Consider the following 13,197-nt stretch of genomic DNA (forward strand, 5'->3'; position numbering starts at 1 on the left):
AGAGAACGGCCACCGGCGTGCGGCGACGGCCGTGAGGGGCCGAGCAGGGCGGGGCCGCCGGTCAGAGCCGGCGGACGCCCTCGATCACGGCCTGGATCAGCGAGAGGTCCGGCGCCTCGGCGAGCTGGACCGGCGCCCGGGTGAGGATCAGCCGCGCCTCGGCCAGATCGTCCAGCAGCACCTTGACGACGCTCACCGGCAGGTCGAGGCTGGCCGCGATCTCGGCCACGGCCAGCGGGCGTTCGCGGCACAGGTCGATGATCGCGGCCGGCTCCGGCGTCAGCCGGGCGGTGTCCGTGAGCGGGTCCGCGGTGACCACCAGGGTGATCAGTGCGAAGCCGTCACGGACCGGGCCGGTCCGCCCGTTGGTGATGGCGTAGGGGCGGACCAGATGGCCGGCGTCCTTGTCGAAGAACCAGGCCTCCTCGGCGCCGGCGGTCACGCACCGCCGCCCGCGCCGACCTGGCCGGCGTCGCTGCGCGGCGCCGCGGTGAGGTACTGGCCGACCTGCTTGACCAGCACGTTGATCTCGTACGCCATCAGGCCCGCGTCGACCAGTTCGCTGGTGAGGACGGCGAGCCGGGCGCCCTGCCCGGCGGTGGTGACGAACAGGAACAGCTGGTCCATCTCGATCACCGTCTGCCGGACCCGGCCGCCGTTGAAGCGGTGGCCGGCGCCGCGGGCGAGGCTCTGCAGGCCGGAGGCGACGGCCGACAGGTGTTCGGCATCGGCGCGGTCCAGGTCCTGGGAGAGGCCGACCAGCAGGCCGTCCTCGGAGAGGACGATGGCGTGCCGGGTCTCGGGTACCCGGGCCACCAGCTGGTCCAGCAGCCAGTTGAGGTCGCGCGGGGTTTCGGTGTGCTGCGTCATCACTGCTCGTCCTTAGCTGCGGAAGGTGCGGCCGGTGCGGGGGGAGCGGCCGGTGCGTCCGAGTCGGGGGCCGCCGCACGGGCGGTTCGGGTGCCGCGCTGGATGGCGGCCATGGTGGCGCGGGACCGCTGCGGGGAGAGGTCCTCGGCCGAGCCGCCGGGAGCCGGGGCCGGGGTGCCGTACGGACCGGCCGTTGGTGCGGCCGGGGCGACGGCCGGCGGCGGCGGCATGGCGCCGGGCGCGTTGGCCTCGCGCAGCTGCTCGGCGAGGCTGGCGTTGCGCACCCGCTGCGGCAGGATGCGCGGGGTACGCAGCTCGCCGTCCGGGCCGTGCTCCACGGGGGCCTCCGGGGCGCGCCGGTGGCTGGGCGTGCGACGGTCGGCGGGGTGGCTCGTCGGCAGGTCGTCGTGCCGGCCGTCCGGCGGAGGGCCGCCCGGGAGGCCGGCCGCCGGCTCGTCGGTCAGGCCGTCGTACGGCCGGGGCAGCACGGGCCGGGGCACGACCACGGCGCCGGGCAGCCCGGGGATCGGGGAGCCCACCGGCAGACCGCCGTTGGCGGGCTCCCCGTCGGCCCGTCCGCTGTCGATGGGGTACTGGGCCAGAAGTTCTCCGATGATCACACTGCTGTCGCCGTCACCGGACGCCTGATACGGTGCCCGACCCGGCGCATGACCGGACGCATGACCGGACTCCCGACCCGACGCATGAGCGGGCACCTGCCCGGGAGCCTGGCCCGGCTGGTTCGGGTCGGCGCCCGGCGCCGCGCCCGGCCCGTTGCCCAGCAGCCCGCCGAGTACCCCGGCCAGCGCGCCCGACAGTTCGGCGTGGGCCTCCTCCGCCGACCCGCCGTCCACGGCCTCCTCCGGCACCGGCGTCCGGGTGACCCGGGCGCCGGTCGGCAGGCCGGGCACCGACGCCGACTGCTCCGCCTGCTCCAGCAGGACGGCGGGCACGAGCACCACGGCCCGGGTGCCGCCGTAGGGGGAGGGGCGCAGCGTGACCTGGATGTCGTGCCGGGCGGCGAGCCGCGCCACCACGAAGAGGCCGAGCCGCAGGTCGTCGCCGAGCGCGGAGACGTCCAGCTCGGGCGGGTTGGCCAGGTAGTCGTTGAGCCGCTCGTACTCCTCCTCGCTCATGCCGAGGCCGCGGTCCTCGACCTCGACGGCCAGGCCCTTGGGGACCTCCTGCGCGGAGACCTGCACCTGGGTGTACGGCGGGGAGAAGGTGGTGCCGTTCTCGATCAGCTCGGCGATCAGGTGGATGACGTCGGCGACGGCCTGCCCGCTGAGCGAGGCGCGCGGCACGCCCTGGACGACCACCCGGGCGTAGTTCTCGGTCTCCGAGACGGCGCTGCGCAGCACGTTGACCATCGGCACGGCGTTGCGCCAGCGCCGGGCGGGCAGGGCGCCGCCGAGGATGACCAGGTTCTCGGCGTTGCGGCGCATCCGGGTCGCCAGGTGGTCGACCGCGAACAGCTCGCGCAGCAGCTCCGGTTCCTCGTGCTCGCGCTCCAGCGCGTCCAGCATGCTGATCTGGCGGTGGATCAGGATCTGGGTGCGGCGGGCGATGTTGAGGAAGACCTTCTTCGTCCCCTCGCGGCCCTGGGCCTGGTGGACGATGGCGGCGACGGCGGCCTGCCGGACGGCGGCGAGGCCGTCGGCGGTCTGCTGGACCTCGTCGCCGGAGCGTCGGGGCGGGGCCCAGGCGGGCGGCGACGGGACGGACTCGCCGGCCTGGAGCCGGCCGACCACCTCGGGGATCTCGTGCCGGGCCAGTGCGAGGGTGTCGGTGCGCAGGTCCGCCAGCCGGCCGGACAGGGCCAGGGCGACCCGCACGCCGTGGACCAGGCTCCAGAGCAGGACGACGGCGACGGCCGCGCTGACGGCCAGCAGGGGCGTGCGGTGTCCGGCGCCGCGCAGCAGGAAGGCCGCATAGCCCCAGGCGGCGGCCAGGCCCAGGCAGGGGACCAGCGCGAGGGCGAGGAGCGAGCTGCGGAGGGAGCCGGACCGGCCGGCGCGGTGGCCCGTGCGGGGGGCCGATATGCCTGGCATCTGATTCCTTGTTGCAGGGCCGAACGGTGGGGTGGCCCGTGCGCGGTCCGGCCGGGGCTTCAGGGCGCCACGGCCGGGGTTGCCGGACGGACTGACGCGGTGTCACCGTCCGTGCGGGGTGCAGCACGGCCCGCCGACTGCAGGAACGCTACCAGCCCCAGGTGCCCTGATCGCAACATCAACTGACGATATGTGAACGGGTGGTGACGGGGCCGGATGCCCCTCCGGAGACCGCCGGATGACGGATCGTCACAGGTCAGAAAGGGTTTCGGGAACGCCGACGGCTTTCCGGAGGCCGCGGCCGGTCTCCGGAAAGCCGCCAGGAACAGGTCAATCGCCGGTGCGTCGCCGGCGCGACCCCCGTACGTCGATGCCGACGCCCGGCCGGACCGGGCCCGTTCAGCCCGCCAGCGGCATGTGCAGCACGGAGGCCTCCAGCTCCATCGTGCGCTCGGCGTCGCTCTCCACCTCCGCCTCGTGCTGGGCCAGTTCGGTCCAGGCCCAGCTGGCCGGGCCGGACAGCTCGGCCGACCACTGCTTGCCGTAGGTGCCCGCGGCGACCTGGCCGAGCCGCAGCCGCTGGACGTCCGAGGTGCCGGCCGGCGGGTAGACGTGGGTGGCGTCGCGCAGGTAGCGCTCGATGTGGAACTCGGCCTGGAGACCCCGGGCGGCGTGGATCTCCATCGCGTTGCGTGCGGAGTCCAGCGCGTACTCGGTGTTGATCAGCTTGGCGTTCATCAGCTCGGCGTCGCAGGCCTTGCCGTGGTCCAGCAGGTGCGAGGCGTGGTACGCGGAGAGCTTGGCGGTCATCAGCCGGGACTGCATCTCGCCCAGCTTCAGTGCGATGTTGGGCAGTTGGGAGAGCGGCTTGCCGTAGAGCGCGCGCCCCTCGGCGAAGCGCACCGTGTCCTCGACGATCGCCCGGTGGATGCCGAGCGCGACGGCGGCCAGGTTCAGCCGCCCGTACAGCGTGGAGGAGGAGTAGGCGACGTCCAGGCCCTGGCTCTCCTCGCCCAGCCGGTTGGCGGCGGGGATCCGGCAGTCCTCGAAGACGAGTTCGCCGAAGCTGAAGCCGTGCAGTCCGCTCTGCGAGCCGAGGGTGCCGGGCCGGAAACCCGGGCGGTCGCTCTCCACCAGGAACGCGGAGAGCCCCCGGCTGCCCTCGCCGGTGCGCAGCACCACGCCGTGCACGTCGCCGATGTGCGAGTTGCCGACGAACCACTTGCGGCCGTTGAGCACGTACTCGTCGCCCTCGCGCCGCGCGGTGCCGGACATGCCGAGCACATGGCCGCCCGACTCGGGCTCGGTGACGGCGATGGTCGGCAGCGACTCCCCGGAGGCGAACCGCGGCAGCCAGTGGCGCCGTTGGGCGTCGGAGCCGTAGTGGATGACCTTGGCGACTCCGAGCTGCGAGGCCTGTGCCATCGCGCCCATCGCGCCGCTGACCCGGGAGAGCTCCTCGACGATCACGGTTTTGGCGAGGTGGCCGAGACCGAGTCCGCCGAACTCGCGCGGAATGGTGACGCCGATCCAGCCGCGGCGGGCGATCTCCCGGGAGAGCTCGAACTCCACTCCGCGGTCGGCTTCCATTCTGGCCACCTGCGGACGTACTTCCTTCTCCGCGAACTCCCGGACCTCGGCTCGGAGGCTCTCGTGCCGCTCGTCGGTGAAGTAGTCCATAGCCATGGGTGGGTCCTCTCGGTCAGCGGGTGGTTGTGCCTCCGTCCGTGCTGCCGATTCCGCTCGTCCGCCAATGGACGTGGGGGCGGGGTGCTGGCGGCCGGGTGTCCTGTTGCAAGCCGGGCGCGTGCGGAAGTTCGGGCGGCATCCGGGGGACGCCATCCGTGTTTTCGGCAGGGCTCATTGTCGTATGGGGACCCGGGTGCCTCCACAGTTGACCTTCGATTGGCGTGAATCGTTTCAACCGAACACCGGGAGGATTGGAACGCAGGGGGGCGGGGAAATGGTCCTTCTTCACTTCGCGACCTGCCCAAGCCGCCGTCCACATGCGGCTTTGACTGTTCATCAGCACGGCCGAACCGGAGAGCCGGGAGCGCGGATCGTGTCGGATGTCTGATTACATGTGCGCCATGACTGATGTGATGAGCACTCAAGGCCAGTTCCCGGGTGCCGCCGGTGAGTCCGAGCGGACCCGCAGGCTGCGCAGCCTGGGTCTCAACGAACCGACCGCGGACGAGGCCTTCGACCGCTTCGCTCACCTGGCCGCCAGCATCACCCGCGCCCCAATCGCGATGGTCAACTTCATCAACGACGAGCGCCAGATGTTCCGTGGGCTCTACATTCCGCCAAGTTCGGCCGAGGTCGCACCCGAAGGATCCTCCTGGGCCGACCGAGGCATCGCCTTCGACCTGCCGACCCGTCAGATGCCGATGAGCCACGGCTTCTGCCCCCACGTCGTCGCCCAGCGCTCCCCCCTCGCGCTGGACGACATCCTCGCCTACCCCCGGTTCGCCGGAAACCCGGTCGTGGACGAGCTGGGCGTGCGCGCCTACCTCGGCGCCCCGCTCGTCGACGACACCAACACCGTCATCGGCACCGTCTGCGTGCTCGACCACGAACCCCGCCAGTGGGGCCGCGAGCGGCTGCGCGACATCCAGCACCTCGCCGAGGCCCTGCTCTCCGAGATCCGGCTGCGCGACAACCTGCTCGCCCAGCAGCAGGAGATGTTCGCGGCCTTCGACGGCTCACCGTTCCCGATCATCCTCACCGACGGCCCCGGCCAGGAGATCCGCTACGCCAACGCCCAGCACGCCGACACCTTCGGCGCCCCCGCGGCGTACGGCTCGGTCGGCCAGGCCTACCCGCAGCTCGGCGCGGCCGGCCTGCAGCAGGCCGTCGCCGAGGCCTACCGCACCGGACGGACCACCGTCCTGAACGACGTCCGGATCCAGTCCGCCCGGCCGGACGCCCAGCGGGGCCAGCAGATCTTCAGCTTCACCTGCACCCCGCTGCGGGCCGCGCGCACCGGCCAGGTCAACGGTGTCCTCACCGTGGGCATGGACGTCACCGCGCAGTCCCGCACGGAGGAGGAGCTGGGCACGCTCGCCGCGCTGCTGGTCGACCGGCTCCAGCAGAACGGCGCCACCACCGGCCGTCCGGGCGTCGCCGCCGGGGAGACCGGACTCGTCCTGCCGGGCTGAGCCCTGACCGACCACCGTGGCGACGGACCGGCGACCACCCGGCCGACCACCGCCGCTCCCACCGCAGTTACCGCCGACACCGTGGCGGGGCGCCTCTCACCCCCGAGGAGAGGCTCCCCGCCACTTCGCCGTCCGGGCGGGGGCCGTGTTTTCCGGCCACACTGCCCCCGGTCACGCCGCTGTTCTGCCACGCCGCCGCCCCGGCATCCCGCCTCCCGGCCGGCCTGCCGCCGGGCCCGCCGGTTCACCCGACCGGGCCCGGGCGGGTGAACCGGCGGAGCAGGCAGCCCCGGGCACGCCCCGCGCGCGGCCCGCCGATGGTAGGCATGGGCCGCATGGAGTGGTTCGCCGCACCCGAGTACTGGCTCAGCAGGCTGCTCCTGCAACGGATGCTGGCCGCCCTCTACCTGATCGGCTTCCTGGGCGCCGCCGCCCAGTTCCGGGCCCTGATCGGCGCGGACGGCATGCTGCCGGTGCCGCGCTTCACCGCCCGGGTGCCGTTCCGGCAGGCGCCCGGCCTCTTCCACCTCCACTACAGCGACCGCTTCTTCGCCGCCGTCTCCTGGACCGGAGCCGCCCTCGCCGCCGCCCTGGCCGGCGGACTGGGGGACGCCGTCCCGCTCTGGGCGACGGTGCCGCTCTGGGCGGTGCTCTGGCTGCTCTACCTGTCGATCGTCAACGTCGGACAGACCTGGTACTCCTTCGGCTGGGAGTCCCTGCTGCTGGAGGCCGGCTTCCTCGGCGCCTTCCTCGGCAACGAGGACACCGCCCCGCCCCTCCCGGTGCTCTGGCTGATGCGCTGGCTGCTCTTCCGGGTCGAGTTCGGCGCAGGCCTGATCAAACTGCGCGGCGACCGCTGCTGGCGCGACCTCACCTGCCTCCGGTACCACCACGAGACCCAGCCGATGCCCGGCCCGTTCAGCTGGTTCTTCCACCACCTGCCGGCCCCGCTGCACCGCGTCGAGGCCGCCGCCAACCACCTCACCCAGCTCGTCGTCCCGGTCGGCCTCTTCCTCCCGCAGCCGATCGCCACCTACGCGGCCTGCCTCGTCGTCCTCACCCAGCTGTGGCTGGTCGCCTCCGGCAACTTCGCCTGGCTCAACTGGCTGACCATCACCCTCGCCCTCGCCGCCGTCGACCCGCACCGGCTCGGCCTCCCGGCCCGGCCCGGCCCGTACGGCGCCGCACCCGGCTGGTACGAGGGCCTGGTGGTCGCGCTGACCGCCGCCGTCGCGGTCCTCAGCTACTGGCCGGTGCGGAACATGGTCTCCCGCCGCCAGATCATGAACCGCTCCTTCAACCGCCTGCACCTGGTCAACACCTACGGCGCCTTCGGCAGCATCAACCGGATCCGCCAGGAGGTGGTGGTCGAGGGCACCGACGAACCGGTCGTCACCCGGCACACGGTGTGGCAGGAGTACGGCTTCAAGGGCAAACCCGGCGACGTGCGCCGCCTCCCACGCCAGTACGCCCCCTACCACCTCCGGCTGGACTGGCTGATGTGGTTCGCCGGGATCTCGCCCGCCTACGCCCGGCCCTGGTTCCTGCCGTTCGTCGCCCGCCTGCTGGTCAACGACCCCGCCACGCTGCGCCTGCTGCGCCACAACCCCTTCCCCGGCGCCCCACCGACCCACGTCCGGGCGACCCTGTATCTCTACCGGTTCACCGATTGGCGCGAACTGCGCGAAACCGGCGCGTGGTGGCACCGGACGGCGCTGCACGAATACCTCGCGCCCGTCAGCCTGGGCATCCTCACCCGTTCCGGCTACCGCCCGCCGCTCGGACGGCGGATCCGCACCGTGCCGGTGGACCGGTTGCGGCGGCCGGGCGGCCACCCGCCCGGCCCAGCGCCGCACCACCCGCCCGGCCCTCCCGAGTAGCGGCCACGCGGGCGGTATGGCACGCCACACCCGACCGTGGGGCGGTGGGTGCGTGCAAGGCTCGAACGGGCACCCGTATTCTGGGCCTCCACAACCGGCGGCCCGACCGCGCGCCCCCAGCCCCTCCCGTCGGGGCCCCGTGCGCACCCGGTCCGCCTCCCCTCGCCGCCAGCCCCGCCGCAGTCGCCCAGAACCGGACCTCACATGACAGTGCTTCACTCGCGCAACGCCGACGCCGCCGACGACGCAGCCGCCAAGGACGCCACGGACCCGGAGCAGGCCCGCGGCCAGGAGGCCACGGCAGAGCCCGACCTCCGCGAGGACCTCGGCCGGTACGCCGAGCTCGGCGCCTTCAGCCTCACCGCCGACACCCACGCCTGGTACGCGGCCGTCGACACCGTCGCCACCCCGGAGGACGCCCGCGCCGCCTCCACCTCCCTCGCCGAACTGCGCGGCCGCGACCTCCAGCAGACCTGGGAGGCCGTCACCGCGCTCGCCGCCGAAGCCAAGCTCGAGGAGCCGGACACCGTGGCCAAGGCCGCGCTGCTCGTCGAACTCCTCCAGCGCGTCCACCGCACCTCCACCGTCCTCGTCGGCGCCGCCTACGAGGCCGACCTCGACGCCCTCGCCGCCGCCACCGCCGACGGCACCTGGCGCCGCGAGCGCGGCGTCAAGCTCTCCTGGCTGCGCGCCCGCGCCCTGCGCAAGCAGGCCACCGCCCTGGCCGCCGGCCCCCGCCGCCCCAGCCGCGAGGACCTGCACGAGGCGCTCGCCTCCGCCGAGGTCGAGCGCCGCGCCTGGGCCGTCCTCGCCTCCGAGGGCACCCTGCCGGTCCCGCCCGCCGACGGCGCGCTGGTCGAGCGCACCGCCCAGGCCTTCGAGGCCATCAACAGCGGCCTGGGCGGCCTCGCCCGCCTGCTGCCCGACCACGACCTGGACGGGCTGTCGTTCACCGACCTCATCGACCTGGTCGACCGCCTCGCCGCGGACGAGGGCACCCTCTACCGCCTCCCGACCCTGCGCACCCTGCGCACCACCCTGGAGGAGGCCGGGCTCACCGAACTCCTCACCGAACTCGCCGCCGCCCACGCCGACCGCCGCGCCGCCGAAGCCGCGTACAACGCCCGCCAGGCCCTGGCTGGCGGCCAGCGGGACGGGCTGGCCACGGCCGCGGAGACGGGCACGGAGCCGGAGGCTGCGGTCGAGGTCGAGGTCGAGGCCGAAGCCGAGACGGAGATCAAGGTCGAAGCCGAGGCCGGGGCCGAGGTCGCGACGGAGGCCGCAGCCGAGGCCGAGACGGACGCCGACACCGAGGCCGAGACGGACGCTGCTCCGGCGACGGACGAGCCGGCGGCTGAGCTGAAGGCCGAGCCGACGGCCGAGGAGCCTGCCGCGGCCCAGGCCCTGGTGGTCACTCTTCCGGCCCCCTCGCCCGCCGCCGACGACCTGGTACTGCCCGCGTCGGCCACTCCGGCCGAGCCCGAGCCCGAGCCCGAGCCCGAGGCCGTGGTGGCTGAGGTGCCCGAGGCCGTTGAGTCGGTTGTCGAGCCGGTGGCTGAGGTCGAGCTGGCCGAGGCCGAGCCGGTTGTTGTTGAGGTGGCGGAGGTCGCTGGGTCGGCTGCCGAGCCGGTGGCTGAGGTCGAGTCGGCTGAGGTCGTCGAGCCGGTTGCGGCTGAGGTGGCGGAGGTTGAGGCTGGGGCTTCGGTTGACGTCGTGGAGGCGGAGCCGGTCGTCGAGGCTGTTGTGTCCGAGGCCGTTGAGTCGGTTGTCGAGCCGGTGGCTGAGGTCGAGCTGGCTGAGCCCGAGGCCGTTGTGGCTGAGGTGGCGGAGGTTGCTGAGTCGACTGCCGAGCCGGTGGCTGAGGTCGAGGCCGTCGTGCCCGAGGCTGTTGAGTCGGTTGTCGAGCCGGTGGCTGAGGTCGAGCTGGCTGAGCCCGAGGCCGTTGTGGCTGAGGTTGTCGAGCCGGTCGTGGCTGAGGTTGAGGCCGGCGCTTCGGTTGACGTCGTCGAGGCGGAGCCGGTGGTTGGGGTTGAGGCTGCCGAGTCGGTGGTGGTGGCCGAAGTCCAGGCCGTTGCGGCTGAGGTTGTCGAGCCGGTTGTTGTTGAGGTGGCGGAGGCTGAGGCCGGGGCTTCGGTTGACGTCGTCGAGGCGGAGCCGGTCGTCGAACCCGAGGCGGTCGAGGCCGAGGCCGTCGTGCCCGAGGCTGCTGAGCCGGCTGCCGAGCCGGTGGCTGAGGTCGAGTCGGCTGCCCCCGCCGTTGAGGTCGAGGCCGAGCCCGAGGCCGAGCCCGCCGCCGCTGAGCCCGAGCCTGCGGCCACCGGTCGGCCGGCGAAGCCGGACTTCACGCCGGGCCGCCCGGTGACCGCCTACTCGGCGGAGGAACTGCTGGCCGTCGTCCGGTGGCTGGACGGCGATGGCGTCGACCGCAGCGACGAGGAGTTGCTGCGGGCGGCGATGAAGGAGCTGGGCTTCGCCCGCCTGGGGCCGCGGATCAAGGAGGCGCTGGGGACCGCGGTCGCCGCCGCCAGGGGCTGACCGCAGGCCCCGTCGAATCCTGGGTGGCACCGCCGGTTCGTCCGGCGGTGCCACCTTTCGCGTTCTCGTCGTCCGGCCGGCCCCCGCCCGGGGTCCGGTGGTACCACTCCTGCGGGGCGCCGATGAGCTGACTGGCAGCCACGGGTGAGACAGCGGGTAGTCGCCTGGATACATATTGCTGCCATGACAAGAAGACACGGCGGCCCGTCGCGGCTCCACGCCCGTACGGTCCGCCTCGCGACGGCAGCGGTGACGCTGGGAATGATCGGCGTCGGCCTCACCGGTCAGCTCGCACCGGCCGCGGCCGCCCCCCGACAAGCGGTCGCCGCCGTCCCCGAACGGGTCAGGGCGACCGGGACGCCGCTGGTTCAGGAGACCTTCACCGGGGCCACCGCCGACGCGGACTTCACGGCCGTCGGCTCCGCCTGCCTGACCGGTGCCCCCGCCGCCGCGGCGCCCGGGCCGGGCAACCATCCGCTCGGCGGGTGCCCGGCTGCCGAGACCGGGCCGGTGCCGCCCCTCAACGCGGCGCCGTTCGGCTATCTCCGGGTCACCGACTCCAGCAACGACCAGAGCGGTGCCGTCCTCTACAACCAGGCGCTCCCCGCCGGAAACGGCCTGGACGTCACCTTCGACCAGTGGCAGTACGGCAGCACCACGCCCAACACCCCGGCCGACGGCATCTCCTTCTTCCTGGTGGACGGCGATGAGTCCCTCACCCACCCGGGGGCTTTCGGCGGCAGCCTCGGCTATGCCCAGAAGCTGCCCAACGACGACCCGAACCTCGCCTTCCTGCCCGGCGTCGACCGCGGCTACCTGGGGGTCGGGCTCGACGTCCTGGGCAACTACTTCGGCGACTGGGAGCAGCGCGGCAACGGCTGCGCCCAGCGCTCGCCGGCCGGTACGCAGTTCCGGGTGCCCGCGCCGGGCGCCAACATGGTCACCGTCCGCGGGCCGGGGGACGGTCTGCTCGGGTACTGCTTCCTGACGGCGACGACGAGCAACTTCACCACCACCGGTCCGTGGCCGTCCACGCTGCCGGGCCTGCTGCAGGGCCCGCTGACCACGCTGCCGCCGGGCGTCACGCCCCAGGACGCGCAGACCGCGCTGGAGCCCTCCCGGCGTCGGGTGAACGTCCATCTGACGCCCGCCCCGCACCCGGTCCTGACGGTCGGCATCGACTTCAACGACGGCACCGGCCCGCACCAGGTGCTGTCCACGCCGGCTCCGGAGCCGGTGCCCGCCACGTACAAGTTCGGGTTCGCGGGGTCGACGGGCGCCTTCACCGACGTCCACCTGATCCGCAACGTGGCGATCACCACCGAGCAGCCGCTGCCCACCCTGAGCCTGGTCAAGACCCCGCACGAGCCGCTGCCCGGGCTGCTGGTGCCGGGTACCCCCGTCCCGTACGACTTCGTGGTCACCAACGCGGGTGCCTCCCCGGTGACCAACCTGGCCGTCAACGACCCGCTGGTCACCCCCATCACCTGCCCGGTCAGCACGCTGGCGGCCGGTGAGACCGTCACCTGTACGGGGACGTACACCATCACGGCCGAGGACGTGGCCCGCGGCTTCGTCACCAACACGGCCCAGGCCACCGCCACCTTCAACGGCACCCCGATCACCTCGCCGCCCTCCTCGGCCACCGTGCCCATCGTCACTCCGCCGGGCATCACGGTGGAGAAGCACGTCGACGCCCCCGAGCCGTTCGCCGTCGGGGAGACCGTGCCCTACTCCTACCTGGTGACCAACACCGGCGGTGTTCAGCTGGACGCCGTCACGGTGACCGACGACAGGGTCACCGGCATCGTCTGCGCCGCCACCGTGCTGGCACCGGCGGGCAGCCCCGGGGCCGGCACCACCTGTCACGGCACGTATGTGGTGACCGAGGCGGACGCGGCGGCCGGCCAGGTCACCAACCACGCCTTCGCCACCGGCACCGCCAACGGCACCACGGTCACCTCCCCGACCGTCGACGCCACGATCACGATCAGAGGGGCGTCGCGGCTGAAGCTGAAGAAGCACGCCGACACCAAGGGCCCGGTCCGGCCCGGCGAAACGATCCACTACACCTACACCGTGACCAACACCGGCACCACCGAACTCCAGGGCCTCACGGTCACCGACGACCGCGTCCAGCAGGTCACCTGCGATCTGACCAGCCTCGCCGCGGGCCAGAGCACCACCTGCCACGGCACGTACCAGGTCACCGAGGCCGACGCGAAGGCCGGCAAGGTCACCAACCGCGCCCGGGCGACCGCTCTGGACCCGCAGGGCGGGACGGTGGAGAGTCCGCCGGCGGAGGTCACCGTCACCGTCACCCCCTGCCCGGCCGATCACGACCACAAGGGCGGGCACCCGGGCTGCCCGAGCCACCCCGGCCACCCCGGCCACGACCGGCCGAACGCCGTCCCGCCCGCTGATGGCGGCCACCCCGGCGGTCCGGGCGCCGGCCACGCCGAGGGCTCCGTCCTCCCCAGTACCGGCAGCGGTCCGGAGACCGCCGTCGCGGGCCTGGCCGGGAGCGGCCTGATCGTCCTGGGCTGCGCCCTGTGGCGCCGGTCCCGCCGACGCGCTGCCGTCACCGAGCGCTCGGCCCCGCGGGACAGCTGACCGCGGGACGGCTCGTCCTCGGGCCGACGTCATGTCCGAGGCCGCAGGACGCCGGCCCGCAGCACCGCGGCGGCCCCACCGTGCTTC

At 73.5% G+C, this 13,197-nt stretch carries 8 protein-coding genes; 4 read left to right on the top strand and 4 right to left on the bottom strand.

Annotation, left to right across the window (positions count from 1 at the left end; translation table 11 throughout):
• Positions 1 to 61: 61 nt before the first annotated feature.
• The 4 genes from AB0P06_RS02685 to AB0P06_RS02700 form a co-directional block, all read right to left on the bottom strand.
• Positions 62 to 442, bottom strand: coding sequence for a DUF742 domain-containing protein (locus tag AB0P06_RS02685; protein ID WP_363604523.1), 381 nt, complete (start codon positions 440 to 442; stop codon positions 62 to 64).
• Positions 439 to 870, bottom strand: a complete 432-nt coding sequence (locus AB0P06_RS02690) for a roadblock/LC7 domain-containing protein (protein ID WP_363604524.1) — start codon at positions 868 to 870, stop codon at positions 439 to 441. The genes AB0P06_RS02685 and AB0P06_RS02690 overlap by 4 nt, the downstream gene beginning before the upstream one ends.
• Positions 870 to 2,921 carry an ATP-binding protein gene (locus AB0P06_RS02695; protein ID WP_363604526.1) on the bottom strand — a complete coding sequence of 684 codons (2,052 nt, stop codon included), beginning with the start codon at positions 2,919 to 2,921 and terminating at the stop codon, positions 870 to 872. Before AB0P06_RS02695 ends, AB0P06_RS02690 begins: the two co-directional genes overlap by 1 nt.
• A gap of 399 nt (positions 2,922 to 3,320) precedes the next feature.
• Positions 3,321 to 4,601, bottom strand: a complete 1,281-nt coding sequence (locus AB0P06_RS02700) for an acyl-CoA dehydrogenase family protein (protein ID WP_363604611.1) — start codon at positions 4,599 to 4,601, stop codon at positions 3,321 to 3,323.
• Between the two features lie 422 nt (positions 4,602 to 5,023).
• Between AB0P06_RS02700 and AB0P06_RS02705 the strand changes: the two genes are divergently transcribed.
• The 4 genes from AB0P06_RS02705 (at position 5,024) to AB0P06_RS02720 (ending at position 13,110) form a co-directional block, all read left to right on the top strand.
• Positions 5,024 to 6,082 (top strand): GAF domain-containing protein, encoded by a 1,059-nt coding sequence (locus tag AB0P06_RS02705; protein WP_363604527.1) that lies wholly within the window; start codon positions 5,024 to 5,026, stop codon positions 6,080 to 6,082.
• Positions 6,083 to 6,417: 335 nt separating this feature from the next.
• Entirely contained in the window at positions 6,418 to 7,962 is a 1,545-nt protein-coding gene (locus tag AB0P06_RS02710; protein ID WP_363604613.1) for a lipase maturation factor family protein, read from the top strand.
• Between the two features lie 204 nt (positions 7,963 to 8,166).
• Entirely contained in the window at positions 8,167 to 10,497 is a 2,331-nt protein-coding gene (locus AB0P06_RS02715; RefSeq protein ID WP_363604529.1) for a hypothetical protein, read from the top strand.
• 183 nt (positions 10,498 to 10,680) lie between these two features.
• On the top strand, positions 10,681 to 13,110 hold the full coding sequence (locus AB0P06_RS02720) for a hypothetical protein (protein WP_363604531.1): 2,430 nt from the start codon (positions 10,681 to 10,683) through the stop codon (positions 13,108 to 13,110).
• The last annotated feature ends 87 nt before the right edge of the window (positions 13,111 to 13,197 follow it).

The organism is Kitasatospora sp. NPDC088351, from assembly GCF_040685575.1.
Lineage (GTDB): Bacteria > Actinomycetota > Actinomycetes > Streptomycetales > Streptomycetaceae > Kitasatospora.